This window comes from Sphingobacterium sp. UBA2610 (assembly GCF_002339225.1).
Lineage (GTDB): Bacteria > Bacteroidota > Bacteroidia > Sphingobacteriales > Sphingobacteriaceae > Sphingobacterium > Sphingobacterium multivorum.
Map to the genome: position 1 here is coordinate 12,936 of NZ_DDKA01000014.1, position 20,889 is coordinate 33,824.

Consider the following 20,889-nt stretch of genomic DNA (forward strand, 5'->3'; position numbering starts at 1 on the left):
AAGAAAACGATAAGCGCATGTGATTTAAGTTTACCAAGAACGCTCGTTTTTACAAGTTAATGCGGGCAATAGCTGTCACTAATAGGGATCTACATCGACCTGAACGCGCACACCAGCATTGGTTTTATCGATTTCAAAATCGAGGAGCACCGAACGGATCAATTCCTTGACCTTTGCAATACTAATATTTGTTCGCTCAATCTTCAAGGTAATGGTCTGGATAAAATTATTCCGCACACGAGAAACTAAAGGCGGCTCCGGTCCCAATACCCTTGCACCCAACTGTTGCCGCAGCGCCGAGGCAAAACGATTGGCCGAATCATAGCATTTCTGAAAATCCGTATGTTTAATATCAATCCGAATAAGCCGGTAGAAAGGAGGATAAAGATAGTTTTTTCGTTCTGTAATTTCCGTCATAAACATCCCTTCATAATCGTTATTGACCACCTGTTCTAACACCCGATGATTCGTGGTGTAGCTCTGAATGATCACTTTTCCGCCTGCTTCACGCCGACCTGCACGTCCTGCTACCTGGGAAAATAACGAAAAAGATCGTTCATACGAACGGAAATCCGGAAAGTTAATGATCGTATCTGCATTGACAACACCGATGAGGCTTACTCTTCCGAAATCGAGCCCCTTAGCAACCATTTGCGTCCCAATAAGAACATCAAATTCATGCTCATCAAAAGCCGTGATAATTTTATCGAAACCGTATTTACCTTTTGTGGAATCCAGATCCAACCGACCGATGCGAATTTCGGGCATCAGGATTTCAAGTTCTTCCTCTACCCTTTCTGTACCGAATCCTTTACTTTCGATATGCGGCATTCCACAGGCCGGACAAACACGAAGTGGAGGCTCCACATGACCACAATAATGGCAATGCATCATATTAGAGCTCTTGTGATAGGTTAAGCTGACATCACAATTGACACATTTTGCAACGAATCCACAGGTATTACATTGGATCATTGTCGTGTGCCCACGTCTATTTTGAAATAATATAACCTGCTCTTTATTTTTTACGGCTTCTTCAATTGCTTTTAACAAGGTGCCAGAAAAATAGGAAAACATATTTTCTTTTCTTCCCTCTTCGGGAATATTCACCAACTCAATACTTGGCAATTGTGCGTTGCCATAACGCTCAAGCAGTTGCACAAAACCATACTTCTTAGCCTTGGCATTGTAATAACTTTCCAAAGAAGGCGTCGCTGATCCCAATAGCACTTTGGTCTGATGTAGAAACCCGAGGTAAATAGCCGTATCTCGGGCATGGTAACGTGGAGCTGGATCAAACTGTTTATAGGAGCTTTCGTGCTCTTCATCAACGATGATAATCCCTAAATCCTGAAAGGGCAGAAAAACTGAAGAACGGGCCCCAATCACGACCTGAAATTCATTTTTCATTACTTTATGCCATACCTCGGCACGTTCATTATCATTAAACTTGGAGTGGTACACCCCCAATTTATCGCCGAAATGCAGCTTTAAGCGCGCCGTAATCTGTGCTGTCAGCGCTATCTCAGGCAGTAGATAAAGGGCTGATTTTCCCGCTGCGATTGCTTGTTCGATAAGCCGTATATAAATCTGTGTTTTTCCCGAAGCAGTAACACCATGTAACAGGGTAACTTCCTTCTCTTCAAACGACTCTTGTATTTCGGCATAGGCCCTTTGCTGATTTTCATTAAATTGAAAATTGGCATCCAGTTCGATATCTTCCCCCTGGAACCGGGATACAACCTTTTCCTTTATTTCAAAAACACCTTTGTCAATCAAAGCCGTAATAGCACCGTTACCACAGCCCGAGGCCTCAGCCAACATGGGCCGCGTGATTTCCTCGGTTTTTTTGACCAGCTGCATAAATGCCAATACCGCATCTTGTTGTTTTGGCGCACGGTTTAAGCTATCCAACAATTCTCTTTTTGCATCTTCATTTCTAAAGTCGGGAGCAAAACGTAAAAATGCTTTGGTCTTGGGTTTATATCTTTCTGTAATCTCTTCAGAAATCAAAACAATTCCTTTGTCAAATAATTGCTTCAATATGGGGAAGACTGTTTTTTGTCCCAACAATTTCACAATATCATTGACTTTAAGTTCTTCCGCAACCTCCAAAGCCTCTATAATCAGATACTCTTTATCTGAAAGTGTAGAACGGTCAAATTCTTCCCCAATCGATGAAACGACTTTGGTCTCACTGGCCAGCTTCAATGCCGAGGGCAGCGCAGCCTGCATGACTTCGCCCAAACTACACATGTAATAATCGGCTAGCCAGTCCCACAGTTTAAACTGAGCTAAATTGACAATGGGTTTTTCATCAATGATGTCCAAAATATACTTTGCTTCATAGTGCTTTGGTGCTTCCTGGCTAATGGACTTGACAACCGCAGAATAGATCTTATTCCGTCCAAATTGCACGATGACACGTACACCGACCTGCACACGATCGTTCCAGTCAACCGGAATACGATACGTATATGTTCTTGCTAATGCTAGTGGTAGGACCACATCAACAAACAGCGTATCTCTTTCACTAAAAATCGTAGATTGTGGATTGGACATAAATTCAAATTATGGTATAAAAGTACAAAAAAACCTTCAGGAATAGCGGTCAAACGACTCCGGCAATACATAAAACCGTCTACAATCATACGGCGCCAAAGCGACATCGGAGTGTGAAAGCCAAGCGATCACTGGTCAATCCATTGTAACCTAAAAAAGCCTTCCTGAATTTATTCAAGAAGGCTCTGTTATGATTAAATACGAATATGATTTCGTATCGACATAGGCAATTAAATAGGATTACGATTTATTTTTTAGCGCTGCTATAAATAGCGCAACCCAGCCAACGATCAAAGACAATCCTCCCAAAGGCGTGATAGGTCCTAAAATAGACGGATTGCCAAAGCCGGTTATTTCTCGCACACTTAAGACATACAACGACCCTGAGAAAAAAAGTATACCAATGAGGAAAGCAATAAATGATACTTTAATCGAGTACGTCTTTGCTCGCGAAAAAGTAGATAAAAATAACAGGGCGAAGGTATGATAGAAATGATACTGATTTGCAGTTTTCCAAGTTTCAATATGATATGTACTTACCTTTCCTTCTAGACCATGAGCACCAAAGGCGCCTAATATTACAGCTAATGCTCCCAACAACGAAGCGGCTAAAATGATTTTCTTATTCATTATGTTAAAGTGAATGCTGAAAATGAGTTTCTAGCGATAAATGTATTAAAAACAGAGCAAAATAAGGAATTTTTTGTTAAATTTATATTACAAAGGCGCATTATAGGAACGATTTTCTATCTCTTCCCATATATTTTTATTAGGTTTGTTTTACGTATGAATCATCATGAGCATCGTGCAGCTCACCGAAATCTTGAACGAGGTGCAAGATTTGTATATCCTTGATAAACATCTGCCGCATGATGGCTTCATCACCATTAAAAAAACAAGTTTAGTGTACTTATTCTGCTGACAAGAAAATGAGTACCTCATAAATAGTTGTTCTGCTAAAACTGGATTTTTAATCGCATCGACCAGCGTGGTACTGACGATTTATTCGAGTTCTTATCAGGCATTGAAAAAAATAAAAAGGATGAAAAAAACAATCATCATCACTGTTATATTATTCATCGCGGTCATCGCGGCCACGATCTATCTTTTTGGAGACTTCAATAAAAACAATAAACAAGATTCTAAAGCTTTACAATATCTTCCTGAAAGTACATTAGCTATTGCCTCCTTTGCCAATGATCAGACTGTAGATACGATCTTCAATGACTATGAGCTCTTTAAAGCCATTATAGGTCAACGCAATTTCGGCAACCTGGAGCGTCTTAAAGACGAATTATTACGTAATGAACAGTTTGCACCTCTTGTAGCGGGGCAGCAAATATTACTCTCTTTTCACCAGGAAAAAGATCAGATTACGCCATTATATAGCGTTCAGGTTGGTCAAAGCATTGATAATAACTCGCTGGCAACATTACTTGGAAACGTCGGTAAAAACTACAAAATACAACCTTTTGACACCTTAGGCCAACGATTTTATGGGCTTAATCAAGGCACTAAGGATAGTACACTTTATTGTGCCTATTCTCACGAAATCATTTTCGCTAGCTATTCCAAACAGGTACTCTCCCAGATTTTTGATAAACAGGTTAAGAAAATAAGTACCAAACAAATCGAGTTCTTTGTAAACCATAACAATAAAAACACGCCACTTAGTCTCTATTTTTTCAATGAACAATTGGCGCAAATTGCTCGAATATTGATGAAATCCAAATTTGGCACTTATCTCAACTTAATCGATTCGCTGAAGGGCCAAACGTCCTGGAATATGAATTTCAAAAAGGATGCTTTTATTTTTAAGGGTGAAACAGATCTCTCGGCGAGCAAAAATAGTTACCTACAATTATTTGCCACGCAGACGGCTCAAGTGCAAGCTCTAGGGAATTATCTGCCTAAAAATGCTGCATCTTATATAGACTTTAGTATTTCAGATCCCCATAGTTTTCGCAGTGGACTGAAAGCCTTGTTGGTACAGCAAAAAGAAGATGCTCGATTGGCTAAAAGTATAAAGAACTTTGAAGAAGACAGCAAAGTATCATTTGACAGTATCATCGCGCCAATTTTCAACGATGAATTTGCGCTTGCGGAATTAGATAATCAGGATGCAATAGGTTTGATCAGTATTTCGGATTCAACGCTATTTGCTGATAATCTCAAGAAATTCAGTTCGTCTGTAGGTGATTCAATCTATCAATTTAAATATTCGAATCTCTTACATGCGCTATTTGGAGAACCTTTCAAAAGCTTTACCCGCCCCTATTTTACCATTGTAGATAACATTATGGTGGTCGCTACACGGACGGGTATCTTGAGAGATTATCGGGAATCTTTCCGGGAAAAGCAATTTCTTTCCGGAACGGCTATTTTCAAAAATCATGCAGCATTGCAGAATAGCCGCAGCAATGTGACTTTCTATTTAGAACCTAAAGCTGGTAAAAGCAATATTCTAGATAACTTAAAAGCTGACTTTGCAAAGAACTTTAAAGATGAGGATGAATATGGCTTTCAAAATTTCTACTCCTGGTCTTACCAGTTGAGTGGCAATCAGGGCACATTTTCGTCCAGTTTATATGCCCTCTTTAAGAGTGATACGAGATTAGGCGGCAAACCAGAATGGACAGTCCAGCTGGAGAACCGAATGATCAATAAACCTTGGATTTTCGATCAAGATGGGAAGAACAAGTTTATCCTGATTCAAGAACAAGATCACACGGTACATGCATTTTCGCCGGATGGAAAAGAACTCTGGCAAAACCTCTTCCAAGGTGAAATTTTGGGCGAGCCAATTCAGTTACAGGATCTCAGTATTGTCGCCGTCACAAAAAACCGCTTATATCGCTTTATGCCCGATGGTAAAAACAGAACTGGCTTCTCCGTTGAACTTCCATACTCGGCAACTTACGGAGCTGCAATCGCCACCTTCAATAAAGAACAACGTATTTACATTCCGGCAACAGACCGCATTCTTGCGTATACCCTGGATGGCAAAAAAGTGGAGGGCTTTGAAAATAATAGCGTGGATGGTCGAATTTTATTCGATCTAAAAACAACCAGCCTGGGACAGACAAATTATATTATTGCCGGCACAAGCACTGCTTCCGTGTATTTCTTTGATCAAAATGGTAAGATCATCCGTAAAAAAACAATGGATACCGATGGGGAAAGTGTTAAAAATCCAATTGGTTTAGTTGCGGCGTCGGATGAAAAGAACTCCTTCATTTACTTGGCAAACAATAAAGGCAGCGTATTCAAAATTCCTTTCGAAGGCGAAACCAAAAAAATAAAACTAGGTGATTGGGGTAAAGATGCGTTCTTTAATTTTGAAGATATTAGCGGTGGTGCTGACAGAGATTTTGTTATTCTAGCCAACAACAAACTGAATGCCTACAGTTCAAGAGACTCGTCTTCCTACTTTGAATATAAATTCATCGAAGAGGCCAGTAACAGACCGTTGTTTTTTAAACGAATAGGTAAATCTGATATCATAGGTGTTGGAACCGACAACCGCATGATTTATGTTTTCGGATCTGATGGCTTGGTCCAGGAGGGATTTCCTGTAGAAGGTTTTTCAAAGTTCTATTATGGACCGATTAACTATGGCGACAATGCCAATTATTTAATCTGCATGAAGCGGGATTTCAAGATCTATGTTTATAAGTTTTAAAAACCTGAAAATCAATTTTTTAAAATCAACACCAAACGCTATAAGATGCTAAAAGATCTTTATAAAAAATTTGTCTAATCTAATTTTTTTATAGTAGGTTTGCAGACTTAATATGACTATGCTGAAATCGGAAGAATTAAAAGAATTATTAGCTGAACCAAAACGTATTGTAATTACAACGCACTACAAACCAGATGGGGACGCATTGGGTTCATCTTTAGGATTATATTTTTGGTTGACCACGAAAGGACACCACGTAAATCTCATTGTACCGTCAGACTTTCCAGCCTTTTTGGATTGGTTACCTGGCTTAGAAAATGTACAAATTTATACGCAGGATATTGACCTGCACAATCAACAGATTGACGCAGCTGAATTCATTTTCTGCTTAGATTTTAATGGCCTTGCCCGGATTCACGAAATGGGTGAACCTATTCGTCAAGCGAAAGGAATTAAATGCATGATTGATCACCATTTAGATCCGGAAGGGTTTGAAGACTACGCATTTTGGGATCCATCTGCTGCAGCGACGGCACAATTGATCTATCGGTTCTTAGTCCATGAGATGCAAGATCCAGATCATATCAGTGCTGACATGGCGACATGCCTATATACCGGTATTATGACCGATACGGGCTCTTTCCGCTTCCGTTCTACCACTGCTGAAATTCACCGCATCATTGCATCACTCATTGATTGCGGTGCACAAAACTGGGCTATCCACGAAGAGATTTACAATAGCTCGTCAGAAAGCCGCCTGAAATTCTTAGGGTTCTGTCTATTGAATCGTCTAGAGGTTATCCATGAATATAACACCGCCATTATCCATGTAACCAAAGCGGATCTCACTCAGTTTGAAGTGATCACCGGTGATACCGAAGGATTAGTCAATTATGCCCTTTCTATCAAAGGAATTCGATTGGCTGCTTTAATTATTGACAGAAATGAACAAATTAAACTATCTTTGCGTTCGATTGGAGAAGTTCCTTGCAATGAGATCTGTAAATTGTATTTCAATGGAGGGGGGCATCTTAACGCTTCAGGAGGTAATTCGAAAGAAAGCCTCGAAGCAGTGATTGCAAAATTCAAATCGGTTTTACCAAATTATAAAGAAATATTAACAAAATAAGATATCGTAACATACATTAGAAAATGAAGAAAGCAATTCTATTTTTCGCGGCTGCCGGTCTTTTGATGACGTCATGCCAAAAATTCAAAAAGGCTGAAGGTGGTCTTGAGTATAAAATCGTAGATGATAATGCAAAAGAAAAAGCAGTATCAGGCGATTTATTAGCACTTGACATGGTTGTGAAAACGGACAGAGATTCTACAATGCAAAGTACATATGACATGGGAGTCCCTCAAATCGTTCAATTATATCCAGATAGTATCATCGCAAAAAATCCAGGTGACCCTACTGGTTTATTCAAATACGTAGGTGAAGGCGATAGCTTGGTATTCAAAATCAACTTGGATTCTATGGCTGCTAAAACACACCAACCAAAACCAGAGTTTGCAGATAAATTCATTGTTTATTCGATCAAAGTCAAAAAACACTTCAAAAAAGGAAAATTGACAGACCAACAATTGGGCGAACAAGTTCAGAAATATTTTGAAGAAGAATTAAACAAACACAAAGCTGCTGAACCAGCTAAACTTGAAAAATATATCAAGGATAAAAACTTGAAAACAACAAAAACAGCTTCAGGTCTTCAATACGTAATCACGAAACCTGGAACAGGAACAAATGCAAAAGTAGGTGATTCTATTCATGTGAACTATGTAGGTTCATTAACTACAGGAAAAGTATTTGATACAAATCTTCCAGATGTAGCTAAAAAAGAGAAAGTTTTCAACCCTCAACGTCCTTATGAGGCATTAAAGTTCCAATTAGGTGTTGATGGTGTGATCCCAGGATGGACTGAAGCTTTCCAATTGTTTAACAAAGGTACAAAAGCAACTTTAGTCATTCCTTCATCTTTGGCTTATGGCGATCGCCCTTCAGGTGTTATCCCTCCATATGCTCCTTTAGTATTTGAAGTAGAAGTATTGGATATTAAACCTGGAAAAGTTCCTGCTCCTACAGCAACAACTCCAGGCATGGTAGCGCCTACTGGAACTACTGCTCCAGCGGCAACAGCTCCTGCAACGAAAGCTCCAGCAGCAAAAAAATAATTTGACTGTAAATTTCAGTTAACAAAAAAGCGGTTTCACCAAAATGAAACCGCTTTTTTGTTATTCCTGTTTTTATTGGTTATGCGTTAACCTTCTTATCTTCTTTTTTGATCTTCCGTATTTTTAGCCACAGTATTACTACGGCCAATATAAAACTGATGATCATAATGATGGTTAACGCGATCAGGGCCTTATCGGTATGGTAATTTTCAGCATGCTGAATAAACATTAACCTAAAAATTCGTAGATAATGGGTTGATGGGATTACATTTGCTATTGCCTGTACCCATCCTGGCATTAGACTCGACGGCCAGGTAAAGCCACTCAAGATAAATGCTGGCGTTGCAATGACCATAAGGACTTCTGTCGATTTCAATTGCGAAGGTAGGACAATGCTGACGAGTACACCGATAAAACATACGGCGAGCAGAAAGACGAAAGTACACAGGACAAAGCGCCCAAACTCGGCCTGTAAAGGCATACGGTAATACTGACCAAAACCCCAATATAAAACCAGAATACCAATAGACATCAAAACATAAGGTAATATCTTAACAAGAATAAGCCCAATTGGATTACCGATTTTACGTACAAGCTCTGGAAATGTATTACCTTCAAATTCGGAGGAAAAAGACAAAGCCAAGCCTAAGAGCAAGACCTGCTGCAGCACGGTAATAAGCACTCCCGGCAGCATAAAATACAGGTAATTTCCACTTCGGATATTTTGCTTAACAAAAGTTGTCTTAAAAGGTTCGTACTGCTGTGCAGCAATCTTTGCGGGAACACCACGTTTCATTTGAGCCTGAATCTGTATACCCGCTTTCAACGTCGAGGCACAAACATTAACAGCCATCATGGCTGTATTGGAGGTCAACGTATTGGCACCATCTACGAAAACAGTCATTTCGGGCAAACGTCCCTGTTGTACTCCAGATGCAAAACCCTTAGGAATATGCACAATCGTTGTTGCCTCATATTGCATGGCAATATCTTTTGAATCAAATAAGGACGGTAATACACGGGCAACGTCAATACTCTCATTATCGGAAAGCATATCAATAAATGAACTGCTTAAGGGGCTATTATCCTCATCAACCACAATGATCGGCATATGCGTTACCTTACCTTGTTGATAGACGTGCCCCACCAAAACACCGTACAATACAGGTGCCCCCAGAAAAAGCATCAATAGCACTTTATTATTGAAGAAGAGCTTAAACTCTCGTTGGATCAATTCTAAAAATTTTTTCACAGTCAAGCTCTTTAATTCGCATGGAGAACCACAAGCGTTTTTGTTAACAAATCTTTGCTACCGGCAGCATCTTCAGGGATAACCTTCAATTCAAATACAGCCTGTTGCGGATCGAAATCAGGATAAGCTGAGGCGATGCTTGCATACGAATTTAAGGCTTTAATACTAATCACCTTCGCTTTAACCTTTTTGTGATTCAAATAAGGAATTTCTACCTCCACGACCTCTCCTTTTTGAAGTCTCCCCATTTTATTTTCGGGCAATGTGAATCTAAAATAGGTCGATCGATCGAGGAAACCATTTATAATGGGATAACCAGCCATCGCCAATTCACCGACTTTCAGATTAATCGTCTCCACACTCATGTCCTGTGGAGCAATGACATATTTCTCCTGCGCAGCAACATTGACTTCAGAGATCGCTCCAAGTGCACGTTCTTTTTGCCCCAAGGCCATAATCTGCTGTTCCTGTCTAGCCCCACCCCTTGCTTCAGCTAATTCAGCCTGTGCTGCAAGATATTGATTTTTGGCTCCCTGATATTTGGCGTAGGTCTCGTCGTACTTTTGTTGTGGAATAAGACTGTCCTGCAGAAGGGCATCCAAGCGACCTATAGATTTTTTCGCAAATTCATATTGTTCCTTAAGTCCATCTACCTTCGCTTGCAATTGCACGAGTTGTCCTTTCGTAGCGCCCCGGACTGCCATGTTATATTGTGCATCAGCAGACTGTAGTGCCCCTTTTGCCTGTTCTTCTTTAGCATCCACTTCGGGAATACTCAAAATAGCCAAGGTATCACCCGCATGCACAAAGTCCCCTTCTTCAACCAGAAGCTTCGCAATTTTTCCCGGGACCTTTGTCACAACCGTCACCTGCTCACGCTCCACCTTACCTTCAATAGGCTTCTCCTTCACTTGATTTGTACAAGAAACAAAAATAAACAGCGATAATATCCCATATAAATTCTTCATGTTACTCATGTATAGTTTGTAATAATTTTCCTGATGTATGTAGTAATTCGACCGCAGCAGTACGTTGCTGCAATACATTGTTAAAATAACCCAAATTAACTTTGTACCAATCGTTTTCAGCAGCCAACAACTCCGTAACATCTATTAAGCCGGCTTGATACTGTTTAACAGCCATAGAAAGGTTATTTTCGGCAACTTTCAACTGCTGTTCTCCCACTTTCAACTTTTGGTTGCCAGTCGTATAGGTGACTGTATTCTTGCTCAATAATAGATTTAACTTTTCCTGCGTATCTTCCCGCTTGGTCGTATTGATATGTTGATCGAGTTTGACTTGCTTAATCTTATTGTGATGTTCCCCGCCGGTATAGAGATCCCATTTAACCCCTACGCCGACCATGACATTGGGACTTCCCTTGATGGAATTAAGTGGCAAATTGACTGTACCAAACAGGGGTTGGTCTTTCACCGTGAGTTTAGAATTGAAAACATTCAGATAGTTTGCAGATCCAAAGGCAAAGACAGCAGGAAGAGCTCCCCCCTTTTCTTTTTTATACAGATATTCATACGCTTTTGAAGAAGCATCTAGCGCTTTCAATTCGGATCTTTGTTCGACATCACGTGGTAGCTCTGACAAAAATATAGGTTTAAGTCGATAATGAATTCCACCAACCTCATGAAAAGACACGCCAGTTTCTTGTTCGATCTTTTGGCACAACAAATCCCGATTGCCAGAAAGTTCTACCTTTTTCTCTTCCAATTCCAGTAATGCCAATTTCAATTTATCTCGATCATAAGGTATTGCAAGTCCATTTTGAATCGCTTTATTCACCTTTTCCTGCTCTTTTTTTAATCGCTTTTCAGAATCTACAATTAATTTATCCACCTCATCCAACAACATTAATTGATCAAATGATGCTATAATATCCTTAGAGAGTGTCTCTCGACTGGCCGATTCTAAATATTGTTGTGCCGCAGCTTTCTCCTGCAATGCTTTTATTCCATTCGGAATCTGTAATCCGGAAAAGATAATCTGCTTTACAGACACTCCCGCATAAGCAGCTTGCCCATGCATACTAAATCCTGTTGCTCCTTCAAACAGGCCTAGGTTCAACAAAGGAATATTAACTGTAGGATTATCAATACTCCCGTTGCTATGTACATAACCGTATAGCCCGAGTGCGGAGACGTGCGGCAACCGATTTGCTTTAACACCATCAGCTTCCAGACGTGCTTTATCGACTTCGTAAGCCTTCAATTTCAATTCTTTATTTGTCTGAAAGGCTTTTTGAATAATGTCTTTTATCGATGGGTCAATCAATGATTGCGCATGTAGTTTGTTTATAAACATAACCGACGCCAAAGTCAACAAACCCAGGCATAACCTCTTATTCATCATATGATTCATTTATTCTTATAAAAATAGGACAACAACCGCCTCTTTTATCTATTTAACAGTAAATCTTACGGTATGTTTGACTTCTGACTCTTTTTATTACGACCTATCTTTCCAAGGGGCAATAATAATCGTTACTACTGTCCTCATGGCATGAAGGGGCGGTCCTCCTCCTAATGGCGTTTTCCAAGATACGAAAAAGGAATTCATCTCAATCGAAGGAATCCTGTATTAATTTTCATTTTTGCTAATTAATAAGTTATCTTTGGAGATCGAATTGAAATTTTGGTAATTAAGTCTACCACTTTATTCGATAATAATAAAAACAAGTTTTTACCCTAACCCACTGCTTCCTCGCAGAAAACTATGTTGCTTACAGATACACATACACACATTTATTACCATGCAGGAACCGAAAAACTGCAAGAACATCTACAACGTTGCTTTGATAATGGCATACAACGCCTTTTTTTGCCGAATGTGAATAGCGCTTCCATAAAACCTGTATTTCATACCGTAGCAGCTTATCCAGAACATTGTTTTCCCATGCTTGGATTACATCCCTGCGACGTAAAGGAAAACTATGTGGAAGAGTTAGAAACCATCCGAAAGAGCTTGGAAACAAACAAAGTCCATGCCATAGGTGAGATTGGGCTGGATCTTTATTGGGATAAAAGCACGCTTGAAATTCAAAAAGATGCCTTTCGAACTCAGGTTCAATGGGCTAAAGAATTAAATTTACCAATCGATATCCATTGTCGGGAAGCCTTTACTGAATTGTTCGAATTATTGGAAGAACTCCACGACGACAGACTGTTTGGCGTTCTGCACTGCTTTACGGGCAGCCTGGAGCAGGCCCATCAGGCGATCGATTTAGGGTTCGCCCTTGGTATTGGCGGGGTCGTTACCTTTAAAAAAGCGGGCTTAGATCAAGTCGTTAAAGAAATCGACTTGAAGCATATCGTTCTTGAGACCGATGCACCCTATCTGGCACCTGTCCCTTTCCGCGGTAAAGAAAATGAGAGCAGCTATTTGGTTTACGTCGCTCAAAAAGTAGCTGATCTGCATCAGATTTCCGTCGAGAAGGTCGCCGAAATTACAACAGAAAATTCAAAACGTATATTTGGTATATAATTTCAAAACTCAATGCATAATATCTTTATTATCTACACAGGTGGGACCATTGGAATGGTTAAAGATGAAACAGGAACATTCGTTCCTTTCGACTTTGAATTGATCAAACGAAATCTCCCTGATTTAAGTCGCTTAGACTATAAGCTGACCGTGCACTCTTTCGAACCTATTATCGATTCATCCAACATGAAGCCTGAAATATGGATTGAAATGGCACAAATTATTAAGGATAACTATGCGAATTACGACGGTTTTGTTATTCTACATGGTTCCGATACAATGGCTTTTACGGCCTCCGTACTGAGCTTTATGTTGGAAGGACTCCAAAAACCGGTCATTTTATCCGGCTCTCAGCTACCTATCGGTGAGATCCGAACGGACGCCAGGGAGAATATGATGACAGCGTTGGAAATCGCTTCGGCGAAGCAGGATGGCATCTCCATTATCCAAGAGGTATGTATTCTTTTCGACAATAAATTATTCCGCGGCAATCGCTCATTTAAATATAATTCGGCCAAATTTGAGGCCTTTAGATCGCCAAACTATCCCGTATTGGTTGAAGCAGGTATTCACCTCAAATACAATACAGATGCTTTATTAAATAATATTGATAAAGAATTTATCCTACATACCAAACTGGACAATCGCGTTGCGGTATTGAAATTATTCCCCGGAATTTCTGCACAAACGATCAAAGCCGTCTTAGACTCCGATGTCCGTTCCATTGTGATGGAAACATTTGGGTCAGGCAATACCACCACCGACACTTGGTTTCTGGATCTATTGAAAGAAGCAATTGAACAAGGTAAAAATATCCTCAACATTTCGCAATGTAAAGTAGGCTCTGTTGAATTAGGTCGCTATGAGACTTCACAAGGACTTAAATCCATCGGCGTGCTCAATGGCTACGACCTGACATTCGAAGCGGCAGTAACCAAATTAATGTATCTTCAAGGCGAGTTAGAAGATCAAAAAGAGGTCGCCTATTGGATTGAAAAGGATATCCGTGGTGAATTGACGATCAATGATTAATGACCAACGGTACAAAAGTATAAAAAGGGAGCTGCACGTCATGCAGCTCCCTTTTTATGATCAATTTCTATGAATTCCTCCCGCAGATTTATTTGCGAGAAAAGGTGATATTCCTATTCGTGCGTCAAACTAGCCAGCACTTCCGCAACAACAAAATTGCTTCCGCCAACAAAAATTAGGTTACCTTGCTGATACGCCTCTTTTGCTGCATCAAACGCGGCTTCCACGGATGGATAATCGAGTCCAACTAGACCAAATTCCAAAGCTTCTTTTCGCAACACATCCGCTGGCATTGCACGCGGCATATCCGGAGCGGAGAAATAATAGATTGCATCCTTCGGCAGATAAGGCAACATATGGGATAAATCCTTATCACGCATTGCCCCTATCACAAAGTGCAATTTATCATAAACCGTTGTCGCCAAATTTTTGAGCACTTCATGAATTCCGTCCTCGTTATGCCCTGTATCACAGATGATAAATGGATCCTTAGACAATTGTTGCCACCGCCCTTGAATTCCTGTACTTGTTTGCACGTTTTTCAGCGCCCGATGAATATGTTGATCACTGATCTCAAAGCCCAGTTGACGTAACTCATCCACAGCTAATAACACGCCGGCAAGATTTTTCACCTGATAAGAGCCTTTAAGATCGAGCTGATATGTTGCTTGATGACCGTTAGGATCAATAGCCTGCACTGTTAAATAATCTTGGTCGACTGCCAGCATCTTGGTCTCATACTTGTCAGAAGCGAATTGTATCGGCGCATGCTCCATCGCTGCTTTATCCACAAACACAGCAGCCGTTTCTTCGGCATATTCCGAAATAACGACAGGTGTATCTCTTTTGATAATTCCCGCCTTCTCCGCAGCAATTTCTGCCAGTGTATTACCAAGAAGATTCATGTGATCAAAACCGATATTGGTAATTACGGACAGCAAAGGCTGAATAATATTGGTGCTATCCAAACGCCCGCCAAGGCCGACTTCAATGACAGCGATATCAACCTTTTTCTTCTCGAAATAATCAAAAGCCATGGCTACAGTAATTTCGAAAAAGGATGGACTGACTTCTTCTATAAGCTCGCGATGGGTATTGACAAAATCGACAACAAATTCTTGCTCACATAACTTTCCATTGACACGAATACGTTCTCTGAAATCCAGTAAATGTGGTGAAGTATAGAGACCGGTCTTATAGCCTGCTTCGGCCAAAATAGCGGCCAACATATGGGAGGTAGATCCCTTTCCGTTTGTGCCAGCAATATGTAAAGTTTTGGATTTTCGCTGTGGGTCGTCCAACGCAGCGCAAAGTTTGATGGTATTGTCAAGGTCTTTTTTGAACGCAGAGGCGCCATCCCTTGTAAACATAGGCAATCGAGTATACAGATACTCGATTGCCTCATTATAAGCATTCATGTGAATGATTTTTATCTTAATCTAAAATTGAACACAATCCGTCCCGTCTGTGAGTCGGGAGCATTCGGCAATTGGTTTAGCCTAGCGCCACGTACAGCACGCTCACATTTCTCCAATAACGATGGATCGGTGATCGTCGTTCCTTTTACACCAGCACGCGCATAGGTGATAACCCCTTGCTTATTGACTCTAAACTCCACAGCAACCTTTCCTGCTTGCTGTCCATTGTCGTCGATACTTGGCCGTTGCGTAAAGCTTCGGTTTTCAATAGACAACATCATGTTACCGTTTCCAGATCCTCCTTCGCCATAATTACTTGCTAAAGGATCACCTAGTTTGGAACCCTGATTTCCAGGTGTTGTTCCTGTACCATCACCAGCTCCTTTACCATTGTTTTTATTCCCTTTAAAAAGTGCTTTAGCGTTTGCCTGCGGAGCCACTTCCTTCACTTCTTTGGTGGTTTCAGGCGCCTTTGATACTACCTTTTTTTCGGTTTTTGTTACCGCAGGAGCATCTTCCAGATCTTGCGTAGCGACTGCCTTCTCCGCAACTTGCTGCGTTGGAGTTGGGGTAGGTGTTTCGACAGGATCGATACGGTCTGGGCGCTCATTATTCGCATTGGGATCTACAGAAGGTTCCTCAACGCTCATATAGTCATCCCCCATACCTTCGGGTGATGTCCCATAATTAACGATCATTCCCCCCATTCCATATTCATCCGGAGCCTGTGCCTTAAAAACAACAAAAAAACCAATCAAGAGCAACGATGCCATGACTACAGTCGATATCCCCAGCGCTTTGGGGAAATTATTTTCTTCATGTTGAAGATGATATCTCATCGCATTAATCTCCTATATTAACATATGAACAATAAACTCTCAAAAAGTTTAATTATTCTTACTTATCTTTTTTGGGTTCTGTTGCCAATACCACTTTAATCTTCAATCGATTAGCTACATCCATAACAGAAATAACATTTTGAATAGGAACCGTATTATCGACATAGAGCATAATTGTCACTTCCTCGCCTGCAGCCATTTGGGATTGAATTGCAGCCTCCAATCCTTCAATTGGAACGGGTGTTTTATCAATAAAATAGCCCAAATCTTTTGTAATCGATACCGTGACGGTCTTTTTAGCAACAGATTGTTCTCCCGCACTTGACTTTGGCAACAATAGCTTCACCACTTGCGGATTAGAAACTGCAGAAGCCAACAGGAAGAATAACATCAGGAAAAACATGATATCATTCAGCGCTGAAGTATGTACTTCCGCAGATGGTTTATTTTTTCTACTTCGTAAGTTCATTATCTTCCGGGTTCATCCAATAAATCAATAAATTCTACTGCATCCGTTTCCATCCGTAAAATCAATCGTTCCACCATCATATTCAGGATATGGTAGCCTAAATAAGCTAAGATACCCACCGCAAGACCTGATGCAGACGATACCATTTTTACATATAGTCCCCCAGATACAGAAGCAATATCAATACCACCTGCTAATTCCACGTCGTGGAAAATCTTAATTACTCCAAAGATCGTACCTACGAAACCAAGCATAGGGGCAATACCAGCAATAATACCCAAAATATTGATGTTCTTTTCTAACTTGGCAACTTCCAATTTACCCACGTTTTCGATCGCTCCTTCAATATCTTTGATCGGTCTGCCGACACGCAATAAGCCTTTTTGCAACATGCGTCCCAAAGCTGAGTTACTTGAACGAACTACAGCTAACGCTGAATCCAAGTTCCCCGACAACACATTTGCCTTTACTTGCGACATTAAGCTGTTATCATATTTTGCAGCACGACGAATCGTCAAATAACGCTCAAAAAAGATAACCAATCCAATAAAGAACAACAGTAAGATTGGAACCATAATCCATCCCCCTTTGATCATCATATCGATCAAACTCATGTTTTCTGTAGGCGCAGCAGCAGGTAATGGTTGTTGTGCAGCTTGATTAAACGAATCCACAGCAACCCGTGCTGTATCTTGTACTAATGACATAATTATTAATAGTTTTATATAGTTTTAACTTTTATAAGATCTTTTCTACCCAAGCATCCTTAATTTTATTGAGTACCGACTTCTTCGCAAGCTGTGCTTCCTCATTTGTCATGTAGGTATTTAAGATAATTTTCTTTCTATCTTTTTTATTTTTCCCTTCAACTGCCCGTGCTGTTTTATAGCCCATCGCACGAAGACGTTGTGCCTCCTGCTCGGCGCTTGCCATAGTTTTTGCTGATCCAATGACCACCTGGTATCGCGGTTGAGCAACAGGAATGGACTCCTTAATCACAGGATTTGCTTCCAGAACCGGAGGTTTTGCTGCAGCATTGGTCGCTGGTACAGCAGCTGTCTTTTTAACAGAATCGGCTACATTACGCTTAACCAATGAATCGACTTGCTTTAAACTATCGGCTTGCGTATTGGACAAGGTATCAGCAGGTATGATCGGCTTTTGTTGAACAAGGGTATCTGCCGTCTTTACGACAGGTTTGGTCGACCCGAATAACGAATCCTTTAATGCAGGATTGGTGTAAACGACCGCAACAGCAACCATTGCCAGCACAATAATTCCAGTCATCCAATACCAGATCGCATTTGAATTACGCGGCTCTTCCTCATAGATATTTGGTGCATATGCCGAATTGGCGTTAGCCGACGCAATAGCACCGATTTCTTTTTTTGAAGTGATTTCTTCCTCTGGAGTAACCGATTGATTACTACCAGCTATCAAAGCTGCCTCCACAGGTTCAAGCTCCTCCGTTTCCTCTTTTGTTAATGGAGATTCTTCGGTTTCATCATCATTAAGATCATTTGCCAATTCAGTTTCCTGTACAGTCTCATTCAATACAGGATCCTTTACAACGGCCGGCTCGTGTGCTGTTTCAGTTTCCTCTTCAACCTCGATCGTTTCGTCTTGATCATCTGCCGTATCCGAAATAGACTCCCCGACAGGCTCTATGTTATGATCAGCTTCCACTACAGGATCTTCTTCAACAACAGGGTCATCTTCAACAGCTAAGTTCGTAAGTTCTTCTTCTTTCGCTTCTTCCAAAGAAGAAACGACTGTTTCAATCTCTGGTGCAACAAGATTTGTAACGGGCTGGAAATCGAATCCAGATAGATCCAAGGGTTTGAAGACTAAACTTGCACCATAACTAATCAATAAGCCAAGATCATCCAATTTGACCTGTCCAAATTGCCCCAAATCAGCCCGCAGGTTCTCAACAGTTTCCGACAAGATCTGTTGTGCCTGATTTAGGCCCAAGTTTTCCTGCTGTTGGATATAATGAACAATATTAAACCCATGTTGAGCAGAGTAGTCCAGCTCAACATAAGAAATTGGTGGCAAAAACACATTATTTTGTTTATCGAACTGAGCCGGAGAATGAATTCGTTTGAACACACCTATTCCGGGCACGTATACTTCCGCATAACGTTTTAATAAACTATTGATGTTTTTGCCTAGATTCATCGCGCACTATGTTTAAGATGCAAATTTATAATCTTAATTCGTTAAAACGAATAATTAAGACCACCAATTACATTAAAGCCCAATCTTGGGTAATACATATAACGTTCGTATTCTTTTCCAAAAATGTTATTTGCTTTGACGAAAATACCAAATTGTTTTTTGATTCGGTATTCTGCGCCCGCATTAAGATCAGCAAATGAACCTATTGTTGCCTTATGCCCACTGTTGGCAATACGACTGCCATCTGTGTTATAATCATAAATATATGCATAGGTATTGCCTTGTGTAGAAAGTTCAGCATCTACGAAAAATTTATCGGAAATATTGAAGCGTGCATTAGCTTGCATGCGGAATTTGGGCAAGCCCCATGCTTCTTCCTCATCACTCAATTTATAATCGTCTATATACACTTTTCCGCCTAGATTAACCAGCTGTGAAAGACGTACATTGATTTCTCCTTCCAATCCCATATGTTTAGCCTTATTGATCACGCCATCATAAACGACATCAAAAGCCCAAGGCACATAACCATTTTGACTATCGCCAAATGCACTATTTTTAAATAAAGGCAGTCCTTCAATCTGCTTGTAGAATACCTTTACTTTATAACCAAATGTTGCACCGGCATTTCCTTTTAAACCTGCATAAACATTCATTTTCTCAATCGAGTTGATCATTTTAGCGTTAGGAGCCAAATACGGATTTTCTTTAGCGAAACTACGGAAAGAAGCTTGTTTTACGCCACCATTAATCCCGGCAAACAAAGAGATGTATTCAGGTGCCAATGCAAAATCAGCCTCCACCGATGGGAAAATATTGAATCTTGAGCTATCGCCAAATTCAGAAGTTAAATTCGCACCCAAGGTTACGTTATAGTTGTCGCCCTTAAAACGAATATATGGATTGATAACCGCCAAATGATTTTTTACCTCAGCGCTATCTTTCACGTTATTCATTGTCACGCTTAAATTTGCCCCAACATTGAATGCACTTAAACGCTTATTCAAATAACCGGATAATGCGATCGAATTTTCTTTGGCTTTGTAGGCATCTTTAAACAAATAGCCATCAACTTTTGCGGAATAGCTTAATGCCTGCTCATTCTTCGGATCCACATTACTTGAGAGCTCTCCATTCAAATAGATATCTGTAAAGGTCTGTTTATCCGGAGTTGTATTCAACAAAGTTGTTCCCGATTGGTCAAAAGTCTGACCATAGAAATTCGTTCCATAACGATTGTATCCGATGGTACCTTTAACGGTTACGGCATCCAATACACGGCGACCAAAGATACCGATATCCTGTGTACTGAACTTCTGTCCATCAATATTACCCTTTTGGCTCAAATGCTTTGCAAATAAGCCAAATCGTGTGTTTTCAAACTGCTCAGAAGCTAAATAAGCCTCTCCCAATATACTGTTATAGTTACCGATACCAAATTTGACATAGTTGCTACTATGCTCAAAAGGTTGCGCAAAAGGAATCTCCTGTACATTCAATTGTTTCAACCCCGTATTGATATCCAATTTCTTGTCCAAAATATTGTTGTAGGACAATTTGGGTTGGTATTCCCGTTTGTTGGTCATATCCGGACTGCGGCGGATTTTTACAGCATCCGCAAGAATTGGTTTATAATCACGAACAACATCAAAAGAATCGATAGTGACCGGTTTTTCAGGATCATTCTTCTTGCCTGTTTCCTGTGCAAAAGAATTCAATCCCACGCCCATCAAAAGCGCTGCTAAAGTATATTTCTTCACGTTTCTATTTTGCAACTTCTTCAT

Annotated in this window: 16 protein-coding genes; 5 read left to right on the forward strand and 11 right to left on the reverse strand. The window is 40.4% G+C overall.

What is annotated here, in order from left to right; all coding sequences use genetic code 11:
* Window positions 1-78: 78 nt before the first annotated feature.
* Complete coding sequence (gene priA / locus B4Z47_RS10290) at window positions 79-2,562, reverse strand: replication restart helicase PriA (RefSeq protein ID WP_286727305.1); 2,484 nt, start codon at window positions 2,560-2,562, stop codon at window positions 79-81.
* Between the two features lie 240 nt (window positions 2,563-2,802).
* Window positions 2,803-3,192, reverse strand: a complete 390-nt coding sequence (locus tag B4Z47_RS10295; protein ID WP_046672738.1) for a DUF423 domain-containing protein — start codon at window positions 3,190-3,192, stop codon at window positions 2,803-2,805.
* A gap of 412 nt (window positions 3,193-3,604) precedes the next feature.
* On the opposite strand from B4Z47_RS10295, the gene B4Z47_RS10300 reads away from it, so the two are divergent.
* The 3 genes from B4Z47_RS10300 to B4Z47_RS10310 all read left to right on the forward strand — a co-directional run bounded on the left by B4Z47_RS10300 (window position 3,605) and on the right by B4Z47_RS10310 (window position 8,419).
* On the forward strand, window positions 3,605-6,244 hold the full coding sequence (locus B4Z47_RS10300; protein ID WP_145329432.1) for a hypothetical protein: 2,640 nt from the start codon (window positions 3,605-3,607) through the stop codon (window positions 6,242-6,244).
* 118 nt (window positions 6,245-6,362) lie between these two features.
* Window positions 6,363-7,373, forward strand: coding sequence for a DHH family phosphoesterase (locus tag B4Z47_RS10305; protein ID WP_286727311.1), 1,011 nt, complete (start codon window positions 6,363-6,365; stop codon window positions 7,371-7,373).
* 23 nt (window positions 7,374-7,396) lie between these two features.
* Complete coding sequence (locus tag B4Z47_RS10310) at window positions 7,397-8,419, forward strand: FKBP-type peptidyl-prolyl cis-trans isomerase (protein WP_046672741.1); 1,023 nt, start codon at window positions 7,397-7,399, stop codon at window positions 8,417-8,419.
* Between the two features lie 79 nt (window positions 8,420-8,498).
* Here B4Z47_RS10310 and B4Z47_RS10315 read toward each other — a convergent pair whose 3' ends face one another.
* From B4Z47_RS10315 to B4Z47_RS10325, 3 genes are read right to left on the reverse strand one after another with little or no spacing between them, the layout of a single operon-like run.
* A complete protein-coding gene (locus tag B4Z47_RS10315; RefSeq protein ID WP_112374853.1) occupies window positions 8,499-9,671 on the reverse strand; it encodes an ABC transporter permease in 1,173 nt (390 codons plus the stop codon).
* An 11-nt stretch (window positions 9,672-9,682) separates the two neighbouring features.
* A complete protein-coding gene (locus B4Z47_RS10320) occupies window positions 9,683-10,639 on the reverse strand; it encodes an HlyD family secretion protein (protein ID WP_112374854.1) in 957 nt (318 codons plus the stop codon).
* 1 nt (window position 10,640) lies between these two features.
* On the reverse strand, window positions 10,641-12,035 hold the full coding sequence (locus B4Z47_RS10325) for a TolC family protein (RefSeq protein WP_286727306.1): 1,395 nt from the start codon (window positions 12,033-12,035) through the stop codon (window positions 10,641-10,643).
* Between the two features lie 363 nt (window positions 12,036-12,398).
* Here B4Z47_RS10325 and B4Z47_RS10330 point away from each other — a divergent pair, with 363 nt between their 5' ends.
* Both B4Z47_RS10330 and B4Z47_RS10335 read left to right on the forward strand, forming a co-directional pair.
* Entirely contained in the window at window positions 12,399-13,166 is a 768-nt protein-coding gene (locus tag B4Z47_RS10330; protein ID WP_286727307.1) for a TatD family hydrolase, read from the forward strand.
* Window positions 13,167-13,178: 12 nt separating this feature from the next.
* The gene (locus B4Z47_RS10335) at window positions 13,179-14,198 is read left to right on the forward strand and encodes an asparaginase (RefSeq protein ID WP_046672745.1); all 1,020 of its coding nucleotides are present in this window, start codon (window positions 13,179-13,181) and stop codon (window positions 14,196-14,198) included.
* Window positions 14,199-14,311: 113 nt separating this feature from the next.
* On the opposite strand, the gene B4Z47_RS10340 is transcribed toward B4Z47_RS10335, so the two are convergent.
* From B4Z47_RS10340 to B4Z47_RS10365, 6 genes are read right to left on the reverse strand one after another with little or no spacing between them, the layout of a single operon-like run.
* On the reverse strand, window positions 14,312-15,616 hold the full coding sequence (locus B4Z47_RS10340; protein ID WP_286727308.1) for a bifunctional folylpolyglutamate synthase/dihydrofolate synthase: 1,305 nt from the start codon (window positions 15,614-15,616) through the stop codon (window positions 14,312-14,314).
* An 11-nt stretch (window positions 15,617-15,627) separates the two neighbouring features.
* Window positions 15,628-16,455 (reverse strand): energy transducer TonB, encoded by an 828-nt coding sequence (locus B4Z47_RS10345; protein WP_286727309.1) that lies wholly within the window; start codon window positions 16,453-16,455, stop codon window positions 15,628-15,630.
* Window positions 16,456-16,513: 58 nt separating this feature from the next.
* The gene (locus B4Z47_RS10350) at window positions 16,514-16,924 is read right to left on the reverse strand and encodes an ExbD/TolR family protein (protein WP_046672748.1); all 411 of its coding nucleotides are present in this window, start codon (window positions 16,922-16,924) and stop codon (window positions 16,514-16,516) included.
* Entirely contained in the window at window positions 16,924-17,631 is a 708-nt protein-coding gene (locus B4Z47_RS10355) for a MotA/TolQ/ExbB proton channel family protein (RefSeq protein WP_112374858.1), read from the reverse strand. The genes B4Z47_RS10350 and B4Z47_RS10355 overlap by 1 nt, the downstream gene beginning before the upstream one ends.
* A gap of 31 nt (window positions 17,632-17,662) precedes the next feature.
* Window positions 17,663-19,105 (reverse strand): SPOR domain-containing protein, encoded by a 1,443-nt coding sequence (locus B4Z47_RS10360; RefSeq protein ID WP_112374859.1) that lies wholly within the window; start codon window positions 19,103-19,105, stop codon window positions 17,663-17,665.
* 41 nt (window positions 19,106-19,146) lie between these two features.
* Entirely contained in the window at window positions 19,147-20,889 is a 1,743-nt protein-coding gene (locus B4Z47_RS10365; protein WP_046672750.1) for a TonB-dependent receptor, read from the reverse strand.

What these genes read in the sequence shown, in the direction of transcription:
- B4Z47_RS10325 (WP_286727306.1), bottom strand. Translation starts at nt 12,035, where the DNA reads ATGATGAATAAGAGGTTATGCCTGGGTTTGTTGACTTTGGCGTCGGTT.
- B4Z47_RS10330 (WP_286727307.1), top strand. Translation starts at nt 12,399, where the DNA reads ATGTTGCTTACAGATACACATACACACATTTATTACCATGCAGGAACC.
- B4Z47_RS10360 (WP_112374859.1), bottom strand. Translation starts at nt 19,105, where the DNA reads ATGAATCTAGGCAAAAACATCAATAGTTTATTAAAACGTTATGCGGAA.
- B4Z47_RS10365 (WP_046672750.1), bottom strand. Translation starts at nt 20,889, where the DNA reads ATGAAGAAGTTGCAAAATAGAAACGTGAAGAAATATACTTTAGCAGCG.
- B4Z47_RS10345 (WP_286727309.1), bottom strand. Translation starts at nt 16,455, where the DNA reads ATGAGATATCATCTTCAACATGAAGAAAATAATTTCCCCAAAGCGCTG.
- B4Z47_RS10310 (WP_046672741.1), top strand. Translation starts at nt 7,397, where the DNA reads ATGAAGAAAGCAATTCTATTTTTCGCGGCTGCCGGTCTTTTGATGACG.
- B4Z47_RS10355 (WP_112374858.1), bottom strand. Translation starts at nt 17,631, where the DNA reads ATGTCATTAGTACAAGATACAGCACGGGTTGCTGTGGATTCGTTTAAT.
- priA (WP_286727305.1), bottom strand. Translation starts at nt 2,562, where the DNA reads ATGTCCAATCCACAATCTACGATTTTTAGTGAAAGAGATACGCTGTTT.
- B4Z47_RS10320 (WP_112374854.1), bottom strand. Translation starts at nt 10,639, where the DNA reads ATGAAGAATTTATATGGGATATTATCGCTGTTTATTTTTGTTTCTTGT.
- B4Z47_RS10340 (WP_286727308.1), bottom strand. Translation starts at nt 15,616, where the DNA reads ATGAATGCTTATAATGAGGCAATCGAGTATCTGTATACTCGATTGCCT.
- B4Z47_RS10300 (WP_145329432.1), top strand. Translation starts at nt 3,605, where the DNA reads ATGAAAAAAACAATCATCATCACTGTTATATTATTCATCGCGGTCATC.
- B4Z47_RS10350 (WP_046672748.1), bottom strand. Translation starts at nt 16,924, where the DNA reads ATGAACTTACGAAGTAGAAAAAATAAACCATCTGCGGAAGTACATACT.
- B4Z47_RS10305 (WP_286727311.1), top strand. Translation starts at nt 6,363, where the DNA reads ATGCTGAAATCGGAAGAATTAAAAGAATTATTAGCTGAACCAAAACGT.
- B4Z47_RS10295 (WP_046672738.1), bottom strand. Translation starts at nt 3,192, where the DNA reads ATGAATAAGAAAATCATTTTAGCCGCTTCGTTGTTGGGAGCATTAGCT.
- B4Z47_RS10335 (WP_046672745.1), top strand. Translation starts at nt 13,179, where the DNA reads ATGCATAATATCTTTATTATCTACACAGGTGGGACCATTGGAATGGTT.